Annotated in this window: 23 protein-coding genes and 1 riboswitch; of the genes, 6 read left to right on the top strand and 17 right to left on the bottom strand. The window is 27.3% G+C overall.

The window, feature by feature from the left end:
* Positions 1 to 17 precede the first annotated feature (17 nt).
* The gene (locus ACTG44_RS08535) at positions 18 to 968 is read left to right on the top strand and encodes a CotA family spore coat protein (RefSeq protein WP_021384383.1); all 951 of its coding nucleotides are present in this window, start codon (positions 18 to 20) and stop codon (positions 966 to 968) included.
* Positions 969 to 1,102: 134 nt separating this feature from the next.
* On the opposite strand, the gene ACTG44_RS08530 is transcribed toward ACTG44_RS08535, so the two are convergent.
* The 8 genes from ACTG44_RS08530 to ACTG44_RS08495 form a co-directional block, all read right to left on the bottom strand.
* Complete coding sequence (locus tag ACTG44_RS08530; protein WP_479921589.1) at positions 1,103 to 2,227, bottom strand: metal-dependent hydrolase family protein; 1,125 nt, start codon at positions 2,225 to 2,227, stop codon at positions 1,103 to 1,105.
* Between the two features lie 144 nt (positions 2,228 to 2,371).
* Positions 2,372 to 3,481: an IS200/IS605 family element RNA-guided endonuclease TnpB gene (gene tnpB / locus ACTG44_RS08525; protein WP_479921588.1), complete on the bottom strand. Its 1,110-nt coding sequence runs from the start codon at positions 3,479 to 3,481 to the stop codon at positions 2,372 to 2,374.
* A 941-nt stretch (positions 3,482 to 4,422) separates the two neighbouring features.
* Complete coding sequence (locus ACTG44_RS08520; RefSeq protein ID WP_479920158.1) at positions 4,423 to 5,691, bottom strand: hypothetical protein; 1,269 nt, start codon at positions 5,689 to 5,691, stop codon at positions 4,423 to 4,425.
* Positions 5,692 to 5,701: 10 nt separating this feature from the next.
* The gene (locus ACTG44_RS08515) at positions 5,702 to 6,514 is read right to left on the bottom strand and encodes an ABC-2 transporter family protein (protein ID WP_021384365.1); all 813 of its coding nucleotides are present in this window, start codon (positions 6,512 to 6,514) and stop codon (positions 5,702 to 5,704) included.
* Between the two features lie 8 nt (positions 6,515 to 6,522).
* Complete coding sequence (locus ACTG44_RS08510) at positions 6,523 to 7,722, bottom strand: hypothetical protein (RefSeq protein WP_479921587.1); 1,200 nt, start codon at positions 7,720 to 7,722, stop codon at positions 6,523 to 6,525.
* 10 nt (positions 7,723 to 7,732) lie between these two features.
* Positions 7,733 to 8,557, bottom strand: coding sequence for an ABC transporter permease (locus tag ACTG44_RS08505; RefSeq protein WP_479918604.1), 825 nt, complete (start codon positions 8,555 to 8,557; stop codon positions 7,733 to 7,735).
* Complete coding sequence (locus tag ACTG44_RS08500) at positions 8,550 to 9,266, bottom strand: ABC transporter ATP-binding protein (protein WP_021384335.1); 717 nt, start codon at positions 9,264 to 9,266, stop codon at positions 8,550 to 8,552. Before ACTG44_RS08500 ends, ACTG44_RS08505 begins: the two co-directional genes overlap by 8 nt.
* 72 nt (positions 9,267 to 9,338) lie before the next feature.
* Positions 9,339 to 9,695, bottom strand: a complete 357-nt coding sequence (locus ACTG44_RS08495) for a GntR family transcriptional regulator (RefSeq protein ID WP_021384333.1) — start codon at positions 9,693 to 9,695, stop codon at positions 9,339 to 9,341.
* A 357-nt stretch (positions 9,696 to 10,052) separates the two neighbouring features.
* Between ACTG44_RS08495 and ACTG44_RS08490 the strand changes: the two genes are divergently transcribed.
* Genes ACTG44_RS08490 through ACTG44_RS08480 form a run of 3 tightly spaced genes read left to right on the top strand, consistent with a single transcriptional unit; the run spans position 10,053 to position 12,220 of the window.
* The gene (locus ACTG44_RS08490; protein ID WP_479918603.1) at positions 10,053 to 10,511 is read left to right on the top strand and encodes a GyrI-like domain-containing protein; all 459 of its coding nucleotides are present in this window, start codon (positions 10,053 to 10,055) and stop codon (positions 10,509 to 10,511) included.
* Between the two features lie 3 nt (positions 10,512 to 10,514).
* Positions 10,515 to 11,477, top strand: coding sequence for an ABC transporter ATP-binding protein (locus ACTG44_RS08485; RefSeq protein ID WP_021384366.1), 963 nt, complete (start codon positions 10,515 to 10,517; stop codon positions 11,475 to 11,477).
* Positions 11,471 to 12,220, top strand: a complete 750-nt coding sequence (locus ACTG44_RS08480; RefSeq protein WP_479918602.1) for an ABC transporter permease — start codon at positions 11,471 to 11,473, stop codon at positions 12,218 to 12,220. The genes ACTG44_RS08485 and ACTG44_RS08480 overlap by 7 nt, the downstream gene beginning before the upstream one ends.
* 56 nt (positions 12,221 to 12,276) lie before the next feature.
* Here ACTG44_RS08480 and ACTG44_RS08475 read toward each other — a convergent pair whose 3' ends face one another.
* The 5 genes from ACTG44_RS08475 to ACTG44_RS08455 form a co-directional block, all read right to left on the bottom strand.
* Entirely contained in the window at positions 12,277 to 12,579 is a 303-nt protein-coding gene (locus tag ACTG44_RS08475) for a PTS sugar transporter subunit IIB (protein WP_003420211.1), read from the bottom strand.
* A 137-nt stretch (positions 12,580 to 12,716) separates the two neighbouring features.
* On the bottom strand, positions 12,717 to 13,349 hold the full coding sequence (gene thiE / locus ACTG44_RS08470; protein WP_479918601.1) for a thiamine phosphate synthase: 633 nt from the start codon (positions 13,347 to 13,349) through the stop codon (positions 12,717 to 12,719).
* Between the two features lie 21 nt (positions 13,350 to 13,370).
* Positions 13,371 to 14,162, bottom strand: a complete 792-nt coding sequence (thiM, locus tag ACTG44_RS08465) for a hydroxyethylthiazole kinase (RefSeq protein ID WP_479918600.1) — start codon at positions 14,160 to 14,162, stop codon at positions 13,371 to 13,373.
* Positions 14,163 to 14,185: 23 nt separating this feature from the next.
* Positions 14,186 to 14,980, bottom strand: a complete 795-nt coding sequence (gene thiD, locus ACTG44_RS08460; RefSeq protein WP_021384361.1) for a bifunctional hydroxymethylpyrimidine kinase/phosphomethylpyrimidine kinase — start codon at positions 14,978 to 14,980, stop codon at positions 14,186 to 14,188.
* A 101-nt stretch (positions 14,981 to 15,081) separates the two neighbouring features.
* A riboswitch (TPP riboswitch) is annotated at positions 15,082 to 15,174 on the bottom strand.
* A gap of 91 nt (positions 15,175 to 15,265) precedes the next feature.
* The gene (locus ACTG44_RS08455) at positions 15,266 to 15,577 is read right to left on the bottom strand and encodes a GIY-YIG nuclease family protein (RefSeq protein WP_479918599.1); all 312 of its coding nucleotides are present in this window, start codon (positions 15,575 to 15,577) and stop codon (positions 15,266 to 15,268) included.
* A 290-nt stretch (positions 15,578 to 15,867) separates the two neighbouring features.
* Here ACTG44_RS08455 and ACTG44_RS08450 point away from each other — a divergent pair, with 290 nt between their 5' ends.
* Entirely contained in the window at positions 15,868 to 17,112 is a 1,245-nt protein-coding gene (locus ACTG44_RS08450) for an anthrax toxin lethal factor-related metalloendopeptidase (RefSeq protein WP_479918598.1), read from the top strand.
* Between the two features lie 196 nt (positions 17,113 to 17,308).
* Positions 17,309 to 18,178: a methionyl aminopeptidase gene (locus ACTG44_RS08445; protein ID WP_479918597.1), complete on the top strand. Its 870-nt coding sequence runs from the start codon at positions 17,309 to 17,311 to the stop codon at positions 18,176 to 18,178.
* A gap of 53 nt (positions 18,179 to 18,231) precedes the next feature.
* Here ACTG44_RS08445 and ACTG44_RS08440 read toward each other — a convergent pair whose 3' ends face one another.
* From ACTG44_RS08440 to ACTG44_RS08425, 4 genes are all read right to left on the bottom strand, one after another.
* Positions 18,232 to 18,420 carry a ferredoxin gene (locus ACTG44_RS08440; protein WP_021384372.1) on the bottom strand — a complete coding sequence of 63 codons (189 nt, stop codon included), beginning with the start codon at positions 18,418 to 18,420 and terminating at the stop codon, positions 18,232 to 18,234.
* A 159-nt stretch (positions 18,421 to 18,579) separates the two neighbouring features.
* Entirely contained in the window at positions 18,580 to 19,170 is a 591-nt protein-coding gene (gene epsC / locus ACTG44_RS08435) for a serine O-acetyltransferase EpsC (RefSeq protein WP_479918596.1), read from the bottom strand.
* A gap of 26 nt (positions 19,171 to 19,196) precedes the next feature.
* Positions 19,197 to 20,105 carry a cysteine synthase A gene (gene cysK / locus ACTG44_RS08430; protein ID WP_479918595.1) on the bottom strand — a complete coding sequence of 303 codons (909 nt, stop codon included), beginning with the start codon at positions 20,103 to 20,105 and terminating at the stop codon, positions 19,197 to 19,199.
* Positions 20,106 to 20,342: 237 nt separating this feature from the next.
* Entirely contained in the window at positions 20,343 to 20,969 is a 627-nt protein-coding gene (locus ACTG44_RS08425) for a K(+)-transporting ATPase subunit C (protein ID WP_479918594.1), read from the bottom strand.
* Positions 20,970 to 20,980: the final 11 nt, after the last annotated feature.

The raw sequence follows: 20,980 nt of genomic DNA, 5'->3' as shown, positions 1-20,980 counted from the left end.
TAAAAGGAGTTAATTTAATGGAAAATAATAAATGTAGAGAAAACTTTAGATTTTCTCAAGACTATGAAGAAGGCTATCTAAACACAAATGATAGATATTATGACAACTATCAAGTAGAAGACAGATATTATGACAATTATCAAGCAGATGATAGATACTATAATTACCCAAACAAATGCAAAGAACCTAAAATAATCGAACATTGCTGTTGCAAAAAAAGTATGAAAGATGCATTAGAACTTTTAAGATATGACGCTATAAGACCTTTTGTTAATTTTAATCAATTTGCTTTTATTTCAGATTTCTTTATAGTTGGTGCTTATTTAGTAGGTATAGACTACTCACTACCTCCAAAGGATAATCTATCTGGTCTTAATGCTACTTTTAAAAGATTTTCAGCTTGTAACTGTGATTTAATAGATATCTCTGGTCAAATATATTATCCTAAACCTATTCCATTGACACTTGGTGGATTAGTTACTTCTATTGGTACTATTCCAGGTATATCTGAGTTGGTTGACCTTATAGAGGCAGCAGTACCTGCTAATATAAACCTTGGAGCTATAGTAAATTCAATACTTGATGATATAATTGATTATATAGTTGCTACAATCAATCCACTAACAACTGTAGAATTAGCATCATTATGTTCTCTTAAAGCTGTTGCTTTTAATGTTTCACCTGGAGATTATAATGACTTTGTAGCAGCTTTAGGATATTATCTTGATAAAAAACAATATAAAGACTGCAATTGCAACTGCGATTGTGATGATTGCTGTTGTAATAAAGGTATACTTGATAACCTTTATACTTCAAAAATAAATAATCAAGTTACTGTAGTAGCTGGTAGTTTAGTTCTAACTGGTGTTGAAGTTTTAGGTAAGAAAAACGATGTTCTAGTGCTTGGAAACTCTAATGACTCAAGAATATACTTTGTATGTGTAGATTCTATAGATTATATTGCATAAAACACTTTAAAGAACTATATTTAAATGTAAAATAGCATATATTCTTTAAAAAATAAAATATTTGATTATCACTAATAAAAAAGAGTGTCTATTTAAAAATAACTTTAGACCCTCTTTTTTATTTTTATTGATTTCTATCTAACTTTTTTACCAAGCTTAAATACTGCTAATACATCTGCTAGTACATCTATATCATCTATAGGATTTCCATTTACAACTATAACATCTGCTTTCTTTCCTTTTTCTAAAGTTCCATAATTCTTATCAATTCTTAAAAGCTCAGATGCAGTTTTTGTAGCAGCCACTATTACATCCATATTATCCATACCATAGTCTGACATTAATTTCATTTCATAATATGTCTTACCGTGTTCGTTGTAAGAAGTTCCTGCATCAGAACCAACTGCAATTTTAATTCCTTTTTTATATGCTTTTAAGAACGATTCTTTATGCGGAATAGCAACAATTTCACATTTTCTAAGAGTAGCCTCAGTTATTCCACTTTCTTTTCCTGCATTTAGAATAAAATATGGAGCAGCTACGGTTGGAACTAAATATGTTCCTCTCTCAAGCATCAAATCAATTATTTCATCATCTAAATAAACACCATGTTCTATAGAAGTTATACCTGCAAGTACTGCATTTTTTATACCAGTTCTTCCTTGTGCATGTGTAGCAGTTATTTTACCTGCTTTTATAGCCTCCTCTACAGCAACCTTCATTTCTTCTAAAGTCAACTGTGGTGAACCGGGTTCAACTCCATCAGTCGTTACACCTCCAGTTGCCATTATCTTTACACAGTCTACTCCATTCTTTAAAACTGTTCTAGCTGATTTTCTACATTCATCTACTCCATCACTTTCAATGCCAAAATAGTATCCATGTCCTCCTGTCATACATATAACTGGACCTGAAGTAACTATACCAGGACCATCTATAGACCCTTTGTCTACAAGATTTTTAAGTTGTACATCAACATATTTTGGACAACCTAGACTTCTAATGTATGTTACTCCTGAATCTAAATAAGCATCAAGTTGTTTTATTGTATTCACTACAAGCTCTACATCTGATACATTCTCATAATAAACCTTTGGATTTCCAACTGGCTCCATTGTCAAGTGAACATGACAATTCATAATTCCTGGCATAACAGTTTTATCTAAGTAATCATACACATCATATCCATTTAACTCTTCTCTTATATCTTCAATTCCAACTATAGTATCTCCCTCAATAATTACACCCTTATTTTTCATAATACTATTTCCTGTTCCCTGAACCTCCCATGACTAAAGTCACAGGGTTCCTGCTTCATAGAATTTTGCATACTAAAATATGTCTTACAAACTCTCCACAGGCTATCCCCGTAGTTCCTACGGTTCTTACATAAGTTATCTATTTTAAACTGTTATTAGTCTTAATCCTTCTTTTAATATATTTATACTTGCATTTATATCTCTATCATGAGTTACATTACAACAAGGACAAATCCATTCTCTTATATTTAAATTCTTAACTTCCTCGTTTTTGTACCCACATTTATTGCATATTTGTGAACTTGCAAAGAATTTACCTACCTTTACAATTTGTCTACCATACCAATTAGCCTTATATTCTAATTGACGAACAAATTCTGACCATGACACATCAGAAATAGAAAGAGATAATTTACGATTTCTAGTCATATTCTTTACTTGTAAATCTTCTATGCAAATAATATCATTCTCTCGTATTAATTTAGTAGATAGTTTTTGTAGAAAATCCTTCCTTTGATTAGCTATATGTTCTTGAAGTCTTGCAACTTTTAACCTTGCTTTATTTCTATTTAAACTACCAATTGTTTTTCTCGATAATTCTCTTTGTAATTTAGCAAGTTTGTTTAATGACTTTTGAAGATACTTAGGATTTTCTATAAATTCTCCAAAACTTGAGATACAAAATTCTTTAATTCCTAAATCTAAACCTATCTGACTATTAGTATTTTCAAATGCTTTAATATCTATATAAGTACAACATAATGATACATAATATTTTCCACTTGGTTCTTTGGATACAGTAGCATTAAGTATTCTCCCTTGAGGTACTTGTTTATCCCTTACTTTAACCATACCAAGTTTAGGTAATTTTATATATTGACTAAAGTACATAATATTTCCATTGGTAAAGTTAGTTCTATATGAAAATCTATTAGTTTTCTTTGATTTAAATTTAGGAAATCCTGCATTTTCTTTAAAGAATTTTTTATATGCGTTTTCTAAATCTTTTAAGGTATTTTGTAGTGAAAATTTGTCAGGTTCTTTAAGCCACTCTAATTCCTTTTTTAAATTGGTCAAATCAGAACTACACTGTTTATAAGTAAAAATGTCTTTATCGTTTTCATAAACTTCTATTTTTTTAGCAAGATACTTATTATATACAAATCTACAACATCCAAAAGTTTTATTAATTAACTCTTGCTGTTTTTTATTTGGATACATTCTAAACTTATAAGCTTTTTCCACTACTATCACCTCACTTTAATTGTTTTTTATGATTATTAATATACATATCCGAGTAACTTCTATTTTTCATCACCCATTATAATATTAACAAACGTAATTATTTAAAACAATTATTTCGAAGGTTTTATATTTATTTTTAAATAACATATTTAAGAACCGTAAGTCCTAACTTTTATCATTTTTGAGGTTGTCGTTCACATAAGTTCGCTACTACCTATGCAGTTCTCTTATGAACTTCTTACACTTTCATGCAAGCACAGACTATATCTTATCCTTCGGCATTATCCGTTAAGGTCTACCCACTTCCACTACCAATAGCTTGTAGTGTACTTCCCTCAAGAGGAATAGTCGTTGAAGTTTCTCCTACTTAGGAGCTTACCTGCTGATTGCCCATTTTAAAGTACTTAGGGTTTAACCTTATACCATCTAACCAATTTTTTCTACTTTCGTAACTTTCACACTTAGGTTTATTTCATCCTTATGTTTTAGTTTGGTTAGCTTTAGGGGTTTCCAGCAATTCAAGTAGTATTGGATAGGTTCTATCCTATCTCTACATATAAGTTTCCCTATATGCTGACTATTTTAGCTACTAACTCACGACTAAAGTCACAAGTGTGCGTAGCTATTTTTTAATCAATTAAATTTCCTGCTTTAATATATTTTTTGTTCATCTTAAAGTACTCCCCCTTTTAATTATAATGTATTATTTATTTATTATTTTTAATATTCTAATAATTAATTTTACCACTATACTCATTCTATTTCAAATCTTAGTGAATTAAATACAAGTTAAAAAATGATATAACACAGAAAATATTAAAAAATATTTTTATATTAAATTTAAAAATAAGACAAAATAATCAAAATATATTTTTGATTATCTCATCTTATTTATATTTAATCTATAGTAAATATATAGCAACCTAAAGTGATACAATTAATACTACCATCTAATTAGCAACAAAAAATAACTTATCATGTAAACTCACATCTCCATTTATTAACTCAGCTTCATATAATATCTTTCTAAGTTTCATATCAAATACTTGAAATTTTATTGGTTTAGTTCCAATTACATCAAAAACCCCTCTACTTCCTTTTTTTTCTCCTGATAGATTCTCTTTTATACTTGAAATAGAATATATCTTATCATCTAATAACTTAACTTTCCTAATTCCAGATGATGTATCACTATAGTCTACTTTAAAATCAAGTATCTCATAATCTTCTAGTTTAATATTATTTGCATTAATATCATAAACAAGATTGATTATAGAATTACTACTATCTGTAGCTATAAGATTTAGCTTACTATTTTTAACAACGTAATCTAACTTAGTTTTGCTTAATAATCCCATCTCTTTTTGATTGGCATTTTTTTCTTGATTTAGATTATCCATAAATTTATTACTCATATTAAAAGTGTTATCTTCTATATCATATACGATAAAATTGGAATAATTATCATATCCTTCAATATCTCCATTTGTACTTTTATTGTTTACTATTTCTAAATAGATTTTGCTTCCTATAGAAAATTTGATTTCATGGATATTTTGCTGATATCCATTATGTAAGTCTAAGTTAAATCTATTTAACAATTTATAAGACTTATCTTTTATATCTATCTTTAATATGCAGATATTATTAACTTTAGAGCCCGAAAGATTAGTTTCACTAACTACCATATATAAGTTACCTTTATATATTTTATTAAACACAGTTTGCCAACTATTTTCTTTAAAATCAGATTTCTTTAAACTAATATCAAAATTTTCTTCTACACCACTTTTTAAATTTTTATTTGTAATCTTTATGCAATCATTTAAATTAACCCTCTCTTGCTCCAAACTAGACTTAACAGAAGAGTATGCTTCTCCTATATTTAAATCATCTTTATATAAAAATTCAAATCCTTTATCATTGATAAAATCACTGTATTTCTTATCAATATTTAGATAATCATTTCTAATTTTTAATTTAGGATTTGTATCATTTTTTATTCCATTCTTACTTACAATTACCTCTTCATAAGAAAATTTATTTATGTTAGGCGTATATACTAAGCTTGCTTTCCCTATATCTTTTATATTACCCTTTAAAGTATTTATAGATAGTTTGTCCTTATTAAAATAACTCAATATTGAAGTCATGACAATCATTAATAAGCACATTATTATAAAACATATTGTATATTTTCCTATATTTTTTTCTTTCATAATACACCTCCTAAAAGTCAATCTTCTGCTTCAAAAGTTTATTAGATATAAAACTACATACAAATATGTTTATACTTGAATATAAGGAAATAAATATATTACTGTATTCATAAGGTATAATAAATACTACAGAAATTATAAATATTAAAATTTCCAAAACTAAAAACATGAAACTTATTAAAGTGCTTAGTTTATAAGTAGACTTATTTATAAGAATTGATGTAAACACTACAGATACACATCCTATCAGTAAAAATATATACTCTACAAGCAGTATTTCAAAACTATATGGAAGTAATATTTTCAAATTATATATTGTTTCTTGTATAAATCCATAACTTACAATATCCCCCAGCATATAATTAGGCAACAACTTACTCATAATAAACAAAGTTATTGTAAATATTATTGTGTAACTATATACTAGAAATAATATATTTAATAATTTAGATATATAGATATTGATTCTATTTTTAGGTAACATTATAAGTGTATATATAGATTTACTCTTTCCATCAAAATCCCTGTACCAAATAAAAAAAGCATAGCAAATACATGCGATTATACCAAATATAAACCATAAATCTGTAGAACTCATTATATTTCTGAAACTTGAAAAACCTATGATATTTGCTGTTTCTATTGTATCTCCTATTTTTGTTAACTGTTCTTTTTTAACTGCATTTTCTATTATGTAATTATAGTCATTTAAGTTGTTTACTATATTTAAAATCACAAAAGAACAGCAAAAAATTATTATAAATACATAGTTTTTTATATTTCTTTTTAATTCAAATTCGAATAATTTCATTAAATCTTTCATTAATTCACCTACTTTATTTCAAATTCTAGCATACTATTTGAACTGTTAAATTGTAATTCCCCTTCGTATACCACTTCCTTAGACTTTTTATTTATTATATATAACATATATTTATTATCCCAAGATAATATAGAGCTTTGCTTTGATGTATATACAATGATTTTGTTTGAATCAATTTCAACACTTCCAATTTCTCTTTTATCTCTACCTTCTAAAACATATTTATCTTCACTTAAATTTTTATCTAACATATTATAGGTAAGTAAATTTAACTCTATATTTGAATTATCATCATAAGCATTTGACATTACCATGTATAATTTATTATCTTCTAACTTTGCTTTTTCTAAAGTCATTTTACTATCTGTTTTTAATTCCATTATTTTTTCTTTATTTTCTTCAAGATTATACTCAAGTAAATTAAATTTAGAATCACTATTATCACCTGTACTTGCCTTTGATACATTTACTAAAATATACATCTTATCTTCATATTTGCTAGCATAACTTACGCCAATAGTTTCTATGTTTTTGTATTTTTTAGAAAAATAATTACTTAAATTTATACTTTTTATTATCTGTATTTTTTTATTTTCTGGATTGATTTTTATTATATCTATAGTGCTTGAATATTCTTTATTATTTTTTGATGAATAACTTTCAGCATAAAGGACAGACACATATAAGTCTTTTTTATATCTTTTTGATGATAGTATCTTTGCATAATAATCATCAGTATTTTTATCTACTTTATATTTTGTTCTTGTAAAATTATTCATATCTAGTTTTTCATATTCAATGCCCTTATCACTCCCTTCAGATGCAAATACACCTTTGTCCAAATCTTCTTTTTTCTCATCTATAACAAAATTTATCTCTTTTGAATCATCATTCGTTTCAAAACCAACATGAGCAATTAAATCAGAACCACTAGATACATCAATTAAATTATTCGTATTCTCACTATCTTTTTGTAGTTTTACTAATTCAGTCTTTTTAATTTTATTGTTTCCATTTATTGTATAATGTGAATTTATATATCCATTAAAATCATATCCAAAATTTATGTTTATATAGTCTAATTCATCTGGGTCACCTTTTATAGTTTTTATCTTCAAATTGTCTTCATTATTTAACAAACCTATACTAAAATATATTGCTAAAGTCAAAAATATAATAAGTATAGATATTTTAGATTTTAATTTCATACCACCCCTCCTAAAGAGATACTTTCTTTTTAATTAGAAAATAAGATATTCCATTTAGAATAGACATTATAATTAAAAAACTTAGTAAACCAGTTACTAAAGTATTAAATTGTATTCCAATGAACTGATAATATTTTCTAAATAAATTGATTATATTTATATATACTGTTGAAAAATATAAGCCTATTAAAACTACAAAAGCGATTAAAATTACATGAGGTCTATTTATATAAGAAAATATAAATAATATACAACAATTTACAAAAGAAATAGCTATAAGTAGTAAAAAAACATATATCTCCATAAAAGATATAAAATCAACAGGCATATTTCTTAAATTAAAATAATATAGATCTTGTGCGAAAGACATGTTGATTATCGGCATATTTCTAAAAATAAAATTAAATATATATTTACATATAAATAATATTGCTATCTGACTTATCAAAAAACCATATATCATTGTTATCAAAGCAATTGACTTAGTTATACAAATCTTAAACTTATTTTGTGGTAACATCATAAGTGTATAAATGCTTTGATTTTTTGAAAAAAACTCTCTTTTCCACATAAAAACATAGTATATAAAGATTCCCAACATACCAAAGAACAATATGTTTTGGATAAATCCAAGGTTACTAAGTATACCTATTCCATAAAATATACCTCCAAAATCTTCTATTGCTAAGTTCATAATAAATCTAGAGTTTTTAAATTTATTCATTTCAAATAAATTTAAACTAAGTGTAATTAATGAAAAAAATGATATATAAGCTATATAAAACCTATTGCTTCTTCTCAAATCTACATTTATTAGATATAGAAGTTTATTCATTCTTATATACCTCCCTCATTTTATCTAATATAGATTTCCCTTCTCTTTCTCTTAATTCTTCTGCATTAAATGAAGTTATAATCTTCCCTTCATCAAGAATTATGACCTCATCTACTAAGCTTTCTATCTCTACTATTTCATGAGTAGTTATGATAATAGCTTGATTTTCCTCCATATATTGTGCTATTACCCCTATAAACTCTTCCCTCTTAAACAAATCAATTCCTGTAAATGGTTCATCAAGTAGTATATACTCTGGGTCTTGGCAAAATCCAAGTATTAATTTTACTCTTGCAATATTTCCTTTTGATAAATTATCAATTATTTCATCTTCATCTAATCTGAATATGTTCATCATTTCTTTTGATTTTTCTTTATTCCATTTTGGATAAAATATTTCCATAAATTCAAAGGTTTCTTTTATTGTTGTATTACTAAAATGAGACTCTACATCTGGGACAAATGCTAGTTTATTATATATCTTTTCATTTATTTTTGCTCCATCTATAAGAATCTCTCCACTATCAATGCTTATAAGCCCTGCTATTGCTTTTAACATGGTTGATTTACCAACTCCATTTATTCCAAGTAACGCAGTTATTTTACCTTTTTCTATATTAAAGCTTACACTCTTTAAAGCATCTATTTTTCTTATTTTAATCCCTTGCATCCTTTTATATGTTTTACTGACATTCTTTATTTCTATCATATTTAATATCCTCCATATTTAATACACTTGTACAATAGACTTTCTAAATTGAGTTTTATATTTGTTAAAAGGCTAATATTCATCTTCTATTATCTTTAAAACTTCTTCTTTCGTAACATTTATTGCTTTCATATTTTCTATAAAAACAGATAAAGACTCATTTATAAGCTCTAATTTTAAGTTTTTTAATATATTCTCATCAACTGTTACACTACTTTGATAGTTTTTAAAAGTATTTATTATATTCATATCACCCATCTCCTTGTATGCTCTTTGAACAGTATTTAAATTTACTTTTAGATTAAGTGCCATTTCTCTCCTTGAGGGTATTGTCTCTCCTGGTTTCAACTCTCCTGTTACTATTTGTCTTTTTATATGCTTTACTATTTGCAAATAAATGGGAGTTGTATTATCTAGTTCAAAATTCATGATTCCTCCTATTCTAGTGTATTAATACGTTAGTACACTTACTTTAAAAAAATACACATTCAGTTCAGACCTTCTTTAATATTCTATTAAGTGTATTATACGATTAATACACTTAATTTGTAAATACTTTTTTATTATTTAACCCTAACTTTAATTTATTAAAGAGTTAAATGTAAAGCTTAAATAATAACTTTACAAAATGGAGCATCAAATGAGAGGATATATATTTTATGTTATGTTAGACTTGAAAACAAGTAAATGAGATAAGATTATATATTATCAACCAGTCAAAAATCTTATCTGTATTAACTCTTAAAAATCTAGTAAAAATATTAACACATATTAGGAGGTAAACAAATGAGTTATAAAATTGAAATCAAAAATATTGAACCAGTCGCAGCAGCTACTATGCGTTATAACGGACCTATTACTGAAGCAACAAAGTACTTTCCAAATGTATTTAAATCTATAAAGGGAAAATCTAATGGGGCTCCATTCTTCTGTTACTATAATGTTGACCAAAAAACTGGTTTTGGAGAAATGGAATTATGTGTTCCAACTTCTGAAACTCCAAATCGCATTGGTGTAACCATAAAAGAATTTCCTAAAACAAAAGCTTTGTTTTTCACTCACATAGGCTCATATAGTACTTTACCTAAAACGTACGAAATGATATTTAAATACATTCATGAAAATAATATAGAAATACAAACTCCTTGGAGAGAAGTATTCATTAAAGGGCCAGGTATGCTGATAAAAGGAAATCCAGATAAATATATTACAGAAATCATATTTCCACTTAAAGAGGAGGAATAACATATGATAGCAATTAAAATAGATAATTTAGTAAAAGAATATAAAAATGGTGTGAAAGCTTTAAATGGTCTAAGTTTTAATGTAAATGCTGGAGAGATTTTTTCTTTACTTGGTCCTAATGGAGCTGGTAAATCTTCTCTTATCAACATTTTGACCACCTTTTATAAACCTACATCTGGAAATGTAACAGTCTTTGGAAAAGATTTAGTAGATAATCCTTCTTGGATACGTACTCAGATTGCTTGTGTAGCACAACAAGTCTCTATTGATGAACACCTGTCTCTTATGGAAAATATGGTATTTCAAAGCAAGATGTATAAAGTAGAACCACAAATTGCAAAACAAAGAATAGAGTCTTTAATTGATAAATTTGAGTTATCTAACTACTTAAAATATCCCACTTCATCATATTCTGGTGGAGTGAAGCGTAGATTAGACATAGCTATGAATATGGTATCATCTCCTAAAATTCTATTTCTGGATGAACCAACTGTTGGTATGGATGTAGATTCAAGAAAATCTATGTGGGATATGTTATTAAAAATTAGAGATGAGTATGGCACAACTATATTTCTAACTACTCATTATCTTGAAGAAGCTGAACAATTGAGTGATAATATTTGTATTATGAAAAATGGAAAAGATTTGGCACATGGAACGCCATCTAGTTTACGTGGCTATATCAGACAAAATATACTTCGTATAGCTTTTCATGACATCAAAGATATAAAAAAATATAAAGATGAAATTAAAAATATTGGATTAGCCAAGTTTATGAGTATAAGAGAGAATTCAATTTTTATAAGTGTACAGGATAGTAGAGTTGCTTTTACTTCAATAAATAAGTGGCTTTTAGAACATGACATAAAATTTGATGCAATAGAAATTGTAGAGCCAAGTCTTGAAGATGTTTTTTTAGCATTAACAAGTTCTAAAAAAGGCTTAAAGGAGGAATGGGAATGTTAAATATCTTATGGCGTAGTATGAAATGGCGTTTTAAAAATCCAATCTCGTTTATAGTTACTATATTACAACCTTTTCTTTGGCTTGTACTTTATAGCTCTATTGCAAATCAAACTATGAGTAATATGAATATTAGTAATTATACCGCTTTTATACTACCAGGTATTATTATTCTAGTTATATTTTCCTCATGTAGTAGTGGTGGTATCATCAACTTCATAATGAAGAATAGTGGAAGTTTCTATAGGGTTTTAATTGCACCTATTAGTAGATATTCAATTGTTTTTGGTCAATTACTAGAAGCTATCTTAGTTTCCTTCTTAGAAGTAACTATTTTATGTGTAGTAAGTATATTCTTCTCAGTAAGGATAGAATCTGGCATTGGAGGAATTATGCTTATGATAATACTAATATTTATGACTGCATTTTTTTTATCAAGTCTAGCTTATTCTATAAGTCTATTATTGCCAAATGAAATAATTTATGAAACAATTATGACTGCAATTGTACTTCCTATTTTCTTTTTAAGTTCAGCTCTTTTCCCTATAGAAAATTTATCTGGAGGATTAAAAATAGCTGTTATGCTCAATCCATTTACCCATGTTATTAATGCTTTACGTAGCTTAATATTTGGCGAGGCTATTCTTATTGGAGATATATTACCTGTTATCCTGTTATTTTTAATATTATGCTGTGCAAGTTTTTCACTTGCTATGTGGAGACTAAAAAAGGAAATGGTAAGTTAAATTATAAAATTATAATAAAAAGTGAACTCTATATAATAGAGTTCACTATAGATGATTTATTTTAATATTTCTAAGACTGAATTTAATACAGCATGACCATTACAAGTACCATAGTTTACCATATCTATTATAGATACTGGAGCTCTATCTCCAACTATAGATTTTACATCATCAAACATAAATCTAAGCTGTGGTCCAAGAAGTAAAATATCAAAATTATCGAGTTCCGATTTTATATCGCCTTCTCCGACTGCCCATATTTTACAATCTATATTTCTTTTTTTTGCATCTTTCTCCATTTTATTTACCAATAAAGTAGAAGACATACCTCCAACACACACTAACAATATCCTAATCATTAATAACTCCTTTTTAATCAAATCTACATATCCCTTGATTAAAAAGTATATGTAGAAAAGTTTGTCATTTATAACTTTTTAAATTCACTCTTAAATTATATCAAATTTTTCCATTTTTTTCACTACTAGAACTAATTTTATATTATTAATGTCCACTTTTCCACTTCTTTAGATATATTTTCGGATTTTAATATAGCAGATATTATAGCATACCCATCGCTATTTAAGCTCTTAAGTTTATCTATATTATCCAATTTTATGCCTCCAATTAGTACAAATGGTATATCTACTTTTTCTTTAATTACTTTGACAGTTTCAAATGAAGCAGATTTTGCATCTAATTTAGTAGATGTTGTAAATATAGACCCTATACCTAAATAATCTGCACCATCATTTTTTGCACAGATAGCTTCTTCTAAAGTTCTTGCTGATACTCCTAGTATCTTATCATTTCCTATAAGCTTTCTAACTTCTCTCGCATCAATATCACTTTGACCTACATGTACTCCATCTGCATCGCAGATAAGTGCTATATCAACTCTATCATTAACTATAAACTTAATACCATATCTTCTAGTTATTTCTCTAAGCTTCATAGCCTTTTTTAAAAACGCTCTTCCAGAAGCATTTTTTTCTCTAAGTTGTACAGTTGTGATTCCAGAAGTTATTGCATCTTCAATACACTTATAGAAATCTCTACCTTCAAGCATTTCAGAGTCAGTTACTAAATATAATTTTAAGTCTTTTTTTAAGTTTTCTTTATCTATCATTTTAAGTCTCCTCTTAAACCTTTATTCATTTAAAAATTCAATATTAGAATTTTTACTTAAAGTATCTATATCCATTTTATAAATAGTATTCATAAGATTCTCTTTAAATGTTCCTATTGGTGGATTATTTAGATTTGCCAGCTCTCCACTTAAAGACATTGTAAGAACACCCATTGTAGCTGCTTTTAATGTATTCTCAGTAATAGCCATGAAACTTGCAATTAAACTTGCAGTCATACATCCAGTTCCTGTAACTCCTTTTAATTTATCAGTTCCATTATTTATTTTATATGTATTTTTACTATCAGTTATTATATCTGTTTTTCCAGTTGCTACTACTATACATTCAAGTTTTTCAGAAACTTTTTTTATTATATCAGTAGAATCTTCTTCATAGTCAAATGAATCTACACCTTTTCCCCTTACATCAAAACCACCTATAAACTTTATTTCTGCCATATTACCTTTAACTACATTAAATTTGACTTCATTTAAAAGTTTGTTTGTTAGTTCTGCTCTAGCTTTACTTGCAAATACTCCCACTGGGTCTAATATAACAGGTTTATTATACTTATTTGCTGCTTTTCCTGCTAATAAAAATAAATCTAACATATTTGAATTCATCGTTCCTATATTTATTACTACAGAATTTGCTATACTTACTATTTCTTCTACTTCCTCATATGAGAAGCTCATAAGAGGACTTGCTCCTATAGCTAAAGTTACATTGGCACAGTCATTTATAGTTACATTATTAGTATAATGAATTACCAATGGATTTGATTCTTTTACATCTTTAATTAAATTATACATAGCCAACCTCCAACAATTTTTTATTATTCAAATTTATAAAAATGATGCACTGGTCCTACTCCATGACCTATATCAAAACTATTTTTTATTGCTTCTGTTATATAGAGTTTACTTAAATTTACTGCTTCTGTTATTTCATAACCTAATGCCAAATAGGATGTTATTGCAGAAGATAATGTACATCCTGTTCCATGTGTATTTTTTTTATCAATTCTTTCACTTTTATAAACTTTAAACATATTTTTACCAACTAAAATATCTACTGCTTCTCCATCTAAATGCCCCCCTTTCATAAGGACAAATTTAGGACCAAGTTGTAGTATTTCTTTTCCTACTCTATTCATATCATCTATATTATTTATTTTTATTCCTGTGATTTCTTCTGCCTCTGGGATGTTTGGTGTAATTATGTATGCAAGTGGCATCAAGTATTTAATTAGATTTTCTTTTGCTTCTGGCTTTAATAAATAATATCCACTTTTAGATATCATTACAGGGTCTACTACCAAATATTTTGGATTGTATTTCTTTATATTTTCAACTATTTCAAGTATAATCTCAGGACTTGAAACCATTCCTATTTTTACAGCTTTTGGAGGTATATCTTCAAATACTGCCTCTATCTGTTTTTTTATTATTTCCTTACTTAAATCTTCTACTGCAAAAACTCCTTGAGTATTTTGTGCTGTTATAGCTGTTATTACACTCATACCATAAGTACCAATTGCACTAAAAGTCTTCAAATCAGCTTGAATTCCAGCTCCTCCAGATGAATCTGACCCAGCGATTGTAAGTGTTGGTATTTTATAATTACTCATTTATTCCCTCCTAAAGTTTAATTTAAATAACTTAATTAAAAAAGCTATACCTACAATAGGTATAGCTTAGAAATCGCATATATCATAAATAATATACACTTAAGTTTTATACTAAGCTTTCCTACGCTGGTATTATCCAGATCAGGTGTAAGGGTCGGTATTCCTCTCAGCTCTTGGCTCCCCTAGCTATTTTAATTTATTATATTTATAACTTCATTATATTACAATAGTATTTATTGTCAAGTTTTACATCATATACACTTATTATAATGTTAATGCTAATATTTATGTTAATTGTTCTATTTCTTTTCCAACAATATAAGCATCTTTATTATCAATTAAATCTATAAGTATCTCTGGTTTTTTTATTATAGATAATTTTTTGTTTCTAGTTAATTTCTTTATATAACATTCCAATTTCATTGCATTACTTTTTGTATTGGTTACAAAATAAACTTCTAGTTTTTTAAATCCCTTTGCCCTTGTATATTTTGAATTAATTCCCAACTTATGTTCATTCATTCTTCTAACTATATTACTAGTATATCCAGTATATAGAGAACCATCTTTACATCTTATAATATATGTAAAATACATCTCAAATCACATCCTTATTAAATATATAAATATTATATTATAGAATTGATAAAAATGGCATGTATTTTGCATATGTAACCTTCTTAGTGTTAGTTCTAATGTAGATGTATAAAATCCATTCTATATAAGTATAACGCTAAAATTTGACACAATAATAACGTTTTTATTTTTATAATAAAAAATTCACAAATTATAAAAAATAAAATTTTCAAAAAAATTATAATTTTCAAAAAAATAAATTGACACATATAAAAAAATTATGATACCCTAATAAAAAGGGGGCAATGATTATGGAAAACAATTTAATTATAGCTAAAAGCAATAATACTAAATTATCTAAAAAGGAATTACTTAAAGTTAATCTACAGATAGGTGTAGATTTTACACTTTTATCAAAATCACTTAAAGCCTTTTACAAAAAAGAAAAAGATTTTTATTGCATTGCTCTTGCGCCATGCAATGTATCTAATGAAAAAGCAAATAGAAAAATAAGTATCTCTGATATGATAAAAGAAATTAACACTTTAATCGAAAGTATAACTGATAAAAATGAACTTTTAAATGAAGAACTCTTCATCAAAAATTTATCAGAATTTTATGATGAGTCTTTAGATGACATTTATATAGAATTAAAACAAGCATATTTATACATTAAAAAGAATACAGATGGGCTTAGCATAGAAGACTCGATTGAATATGTATTTGATGTTGATATAAGCAATGAGACAAAAATAAAAGAAAATCCATTAATTAACTTTAATTCGCTTTCTTTAGTGGTTTGGAGTGGTGAGACAAAAAATATTTTACAACAAATGAATATTTTAGACTTAGAAAATATCCACTCTTATCCTATAGAAAACAATACAAATATAACTATCTATGAAAGTGATACTCTTCAATCTGAATTTGATGAAAAAGATGAAGAGATAAAAGAAAACAATATAGATATAATTGAGCAAATGCTTATACTTCCTGATGACTTAGACTATGACAAAGATGAAGTTGAAAATATGAAAAATAGGATTGCAAATATAAATACTAAGTATTTACAAACACTTAAAGAAAAGGATATAAAAATAAAATTAATAAATTCAAACTTAACTGATGAGTCAGAATTTAAGGATTTAAAACATCAGTTACCACCATGTTGGGTAAGATCAGGCAAAACTTGGAAAGATGTACCTGGTATATATAGAAACAATTCTATCGTAGTTAAAATAGGCTACAGTAATCCTAGCTATGCAAATGTACATTCAGCTAAAAATTTAGAATTACATGAAACTGCACATGCTATAGACAAAAATGTTTTAAATAAAAAATCAAGTTCAGAAGAATTTATGGAAATATTTGCTCAAGAAAGATATAAACTTTACGACCCTAAGCAAATTGCACATGCCTACATTAGTAAGTTTATAGAAGAATTTTTTGCAGAGTCATTTGTACACTACTATCTTGATGAAGTTTCAAGAAATATCTTAAAAGAAAATTGTCCTTTAACATATGGTTTTCTTGAACAACTTGAATTAAACTATTAAATACCCTAACTTTCAATAACATATTTAACTATACCCTCTTCATAAATAATAATAAGATGACAATTTATATTTTTGATAAAGTACTATCATTAAAAGATTTCTTATTATTTATGTTATAATGTTCATAATGGCTATGTTTTAAAATAGTTTATGTAAACCATAATTTAAATAAATAATAGAAGAAGGATGAAGAGCTATGAAGTTGAATAGAAATGATAGTTGTTGGTGTGGAAGTACTAAAAAATATAAAAAATGCCATATAGATATGGATAATAAAATAGATTCATTTGCAAAGTTAGGTCATATTGTGCCAACTCATGATATTATTAAAAATCCAACACAAATTGAAGAAATAAAAAAGAGTGCAGTAATAAATACAAAAATTTTAGATTATATTTCAGATAAAATTGAAATTGGAATGTCCACAGAGGATATAAATAAACTAGTACATGACTTTACACTACAAAATGGAGCCATTCCTGCTCCTTTGGATTATAATGGATTTCCTAAAAGTGTATGTACATCCATAAACAACGAAGTTTGTCATGGTATTCCTAGTAAAGATATTATCTTAAAAGATGGAGATATTATCAATGTAGATGTTTCTACTATTTTTAATGGATACTACTCAGATGCTTCAAGAATGTTTATGATAGGAAATGTTAAAGAAAATGCAAGAAAATTAGTTCAGGTTACTAAAGAATGTGTTCAAAAAGGTCTTGATGCTACTAAACCATGGGGATTCTTGGGTGATATAGGAGATGCTATTAATTCCTATGCTCAAAAAAATGGGTACTCTGTTGTAAGAGAAATTGGTGGTCATGGGGTTGGATTAAGTTTCCATGAAGACCCATTTGTAAGTTATGTATCTAAAAAAGGAACTGAGATGTTATTAGTTCCTGGAATGATATTTACAATAGAACCAATGGTAAATGAAGGTACTCATGAAATTTTTGTTGATAAAGAAAATAATTGGACTATCTATACAGAGGATGGTAAATTGTCTGCTCAATGGGAATGTATGGTTTTAGTTACAGAAACAGGATTTGAAATCTTAACTGAATAAAAGACAAATGCCTATAAAAATTGAAAATTCAATTTTTATAGGCATTTATTTTATTAATGCACATCTATTGCATCAACTGGACAGCTTTCTCTAGCTTCTTTTGCTGATTCTTCAGCATCACTTGGTATTTCATCAACTATAACATGTGATTTACCATCATCATTCATATCAAATACTTCTGGACATATTGATGGACATAATCCACAACCTATACAAGTATCTTGATTAACATCTGCTTTCATAATAAAATCCTCCTAAACACTACAAATTTAAAATCTTGTTTGTCAAAGATTTATGAACCAAAACTTTAACATTTAGTTCTTTTTTATTATGTCCCCAAATTTGAAAAAAATACCTTTTAAAATAATTTTCATAAATTTTCTTTTATAATCATACCAATTCTATATATAATACACATTATCTAATTCATCATACTCATAGGATGCTTCTTTTTTATTCTTTTTTACAGGTTCTAAATTTCTTATTTTTACTATTTTTGCTGGTATACCAACAACTGTTGCTCCATTAGGCACATCCTTAACGACAACAGAATTTGCACCAATTTTTGAATTGGAACCAATATTTAAAGGTCCTAATATCTTTGTTCCAGCTCCAATCAATACATCATCACCAACAGTTGGATGTCTCTTTCCTGTGTCTTTTCCTGTGGCTCCTAAAGTAGCTCCTTGGTATATTGTTACTCTATTACCTACTTCTGCTGTTTCTCCGATTACAACACCCATTCCATGGTCTATTAATATACCTTCTCCCATTTTAGCTCCAGGATGTATTTCTATACCAGTCATAAATCTGGATATCTGAGATATTAGTCTTGCTGTAAAAAGCATATTTTTCTTGTAAAGAGTATGAGCCATCCTATGCATTATCATTGCATGTACTGATGGATAAAGTAAAAATACTTCTACCTTAGACCTAGCTGCTGGATCATTTTTCATTATATATTCAATATCTTTATTTATTTTCTTAAACAAAGTATTCACTCCCTAAAATAAAATTTTTAAAATAGTCCCATGGACATATACTTATCTACTCCATCTGGAGCTACTGTTACTATCTTTTTATCTGGATATTTTTTCGCCATTTCCATAGCTCCAAATATATTTGCTCCAGAAGATATACCCACTAAAATACCCTCTTTTGCTGCAAGTAATTTAACTGTTTCAAATGCATCTTCATCATCTACTAATATTACTTCATCAACTACACTAGAATCATAATTTTCAGGAACAAAGTTGGCACCTATTCCTTGTATTTTGTGAGGTCCAGTTTTGTTTTCTGATATAGCTGGAGATTTTTTTGGTTCAAGTGCGATTACTTTTATATTTGGATTTTGTTCTTTTAAATACCTTGCAGTCCCTATTAAAGTACCACCTGTTCCAACTCCACATACAAATATATCTAAATCTTTAACATCATTCATAATTTCAACTGCTGTTGTTTTATAATGTGCGTTTGGATTATCTTTATTTTCAAATTGTTTTAAACTTTTATAGTTTGGATTTTCTCTTAAAAGTTCATTTGCTTTTTCTATGGAACCTGCCATTCCAGCTTTTCCATCTGTAAGCACCAAATTTGCTCCATATGCCTTCATTAAGTCTCTTCTCTCAATGCTCATAGTCTCAGGCATTACTATTATTACTTCATATCCTTTTAATTTTCCTATCATAGATAATGCAATACCAGTATTACCACTAGTAGCTTCGACTAAGACATCTCCTTTTTTTAATTCGCCTCTTTTCTCTAATCCTTCTAACATTTCATAAACTGCTCTGTCTTTTATACTTCCTGCTGGATTTACTTTTTCTAATTTTACATATATGTTAAAACACCCGTTAGTACATCCTAAATTGTTCAACCTTACTACAGGTGTGTTTCCTATCAACTCTAATGCGTTATTATATAACATACTACTTCCTCCTATATGTCTAAATCTATTATCAAATTGATAACGATAAATATATTATAGTATTATCATTTTGATAATGCAACCTTTTTTTGGATTTTATACTTTCAATCGTTTTATTCCAAATATTAGTAATGTTCAAACAAAAAAAGTGAAAATCATTATCGATTTCCACCTTTTAAATATAAAGCTTTAGACTAAGTCATACATAATACTTTGCTACAAAAGCTCTACAAAATACTATACAAGACCTAATATTTTTGCTACCTCTATATTAACCTTTAACACATTTACCCTATCTTCACCTAAAACTCCAAACAGTTTTTTAGAAGTATTATCATCTACAATTTTTTGTAATTTATTTTCTGATATCCCTGATGCTTTTGCTACAGCAGGTATCTGAACCTTTGCAGAAGCTGGACTTACATTAGGGTCAAGACCTGAACCTGATGCTGTAAGTAAGTCTGTTGGTATATCTCCTTTTTTGACAGTCGGATTATCCTTTAAAAACTTTTCTATATCTTTTTGTACTCTATCACGAAGTTCTGGATTTGTAGCTCCATAATTAAAAGAGCCTGATGAAACGCCTCCATAAGATGCATTTCCATCTTTATCTGGTTTTAAATCTTCTTTTGTATAAGTATTATAGTTTATTGATGATACTCTTCCTTTAAAGAATCTAGCATCTGTAAAGTTTTGACCAATAAGTTCTGAACCTACTTTTACACCATTTACTTCTATCATACTTCCATTAGCTTTATCTCTAAATGCAACTTGACTTACGCCTGTCAGAGCAAGTGGATATACAAGTCCACAAACAACTAACAATACAAGACTTACAAGCAATGCCGGTTTTAATGTTTTCATTTTTATATCCT

It is taken from the genome of Clostridioides sp. LIBA-2809 (assembly GCF_056688965.1).
This window is presented reverse-complemented; position numbering and strand designations above follow the sequence as displayed.

Excerpts from the sequence above, each read along its gene's own strand:
- ACTG44_RS08535 (WP_021384383.1), top strand. The coding sequence starts at position 18 with ATGGAAAATAATAAATGTAGAGAAAACTTTAGATTTTCTCAAGACTAT.
- ACTG44_RS08530 (WP_479921589.1), bottom strand. The coding sequence starts at position 2,227 with ATGAAAAATAAGGGTGTAATTATTGAGGGAGATACTATAGTTGGAATT.
- ACTG44_RS08520 (WP_479920158.1), bottom strand. The coding sequence starts at position 5,691 with ATGAAAGAAAAAAATATAGGAAAATATACAATATGTTTTATAATAATG.
- ACTG44_RS08515 (WP_021384365.1), bottom strand. The coding sequence starts at position 6,514 with ATGAAAGATTTAATGAAATTATTCGAATTTGAATTAAAAAGAAATATA.
- ACTG44_RS08510 (WP_479921587.1), bottom strand. The coding sequence starts at position 7,722 with ATGAAATTAAAATCTAAAATATCTATACTTATTATATTTTTGACTTTA.
- ACTG44_RS08505 (WP_479918604.1), bottom strand. The coding sequence starts at position 8,557 with ATGAATAAACTTCTATATCTAATAAATGTAGATTTGAGAAGAAGCAAT.
- ACTG44_RS08500 (WP_021384335.1), bottom strand. The coding sequence starts at position 9,266 with ATGATAGAAATAAAGAATGTCAGTAAAACATATAAAAGGATGCAAGGG.
- ACTG44_RS08495 (WP_021384333.1), bottom strand. The coding sequence starts at position 9,695 with ATGAATTTTGAACTAGATAATACAACTCCCATTTATTTGCAAATAGTA.
- ACTG44_RS08490 (WP_479918603.1), top strand. The coding sequence starts at position 10,053 with ATGAGTTATAAAATTGAAATCAAAAATATTGAACCAGTCGCAGCAGCT.
- ACTG44_RS08485 (WP_021384366.1), top strand. The coding sequence starts at position 10,515 with ATGATAGCAATTAAAATAGATAATTTAGTAAAAGAATATAAAAATGGT.
- ACTG44_RS08480 (WP_479918602.1), top strand. The coding sequence starts at position 11,471 with ATGTTAAATATCTTATGGCGTAGTATGAAATGGCGTTTTAAAAATCCA.
- ACTG44_RS08475 (WP_003420211.1), bottom strand. The coding sequence starts at position 12,579 with ATGATTAGGATATTGTTAGTGTGTGTTGGAGGTATGTCTTCTACTTTA.
- thiE (WP_479918601.1), bottom strand. The coding sequence starts at position 13,349 with ATGATAGATAAAGAAAACTTAAAAAAAGACTTAAAATTATATTTAGTA.
- thiM (WP_479918600.1), bottom strand. The coding sequence starts at position 14,162 with ATGTATAATTTAATTAAAGATGTAAAAGAATCAAATCCATTGGTAATT.
- thiD (WP_021384361.1), bottom strand. The coding sequence starts at position 14,980 with ATGAGTAATTATAAAATACCAACACTTACAATCGCTGGGTCAGATTCA.
- ACTG44_RS08455 (WP_479918599.1), bottom strand. The coding sequence starts at position 15,577 with ATGTATTTTACATATATTATAAGATGTAAAGATGGTTCTCTATATACT.
- ACTG44_RS08450 (WP_479918598.1), top strand. The coding sequence starts at position 15,868 with ATGGAAAACAATTTAATTATAGCTAAAAGCAATAATACTAAATTATCT.
- ACTG44_RS08445 (WP_479918597.1), top strand. The coding sequence starts at position 17,309 with ATGAAGTTGAATAGAAATGATAGTTGTTGGTGTGGAAGTACTAAAAAA.
- ACTG44_RS08440 (WP_021384372.1), bottom strand. The coding sequence starts at position 18,420 with ATGAAAGCAGATGTTAATCAAGATACTTGTATAGGTTGTGGATTATGT.
- cysK (WP_479918595.1), bottom strand. The coding sequence starts at position 20,105 with ATGTTATATAATAACGCATTAGAGTTGATAGGAAACACACCTGTAGTA.
- ACTG44_RS08425 (WP_479918594.1), bottom strand. The coding sequence starts at position 20,969 with ATGAAAACATTAAAACCGGCATTGCTTGTAAGTCTTGTATTGTTAGTT.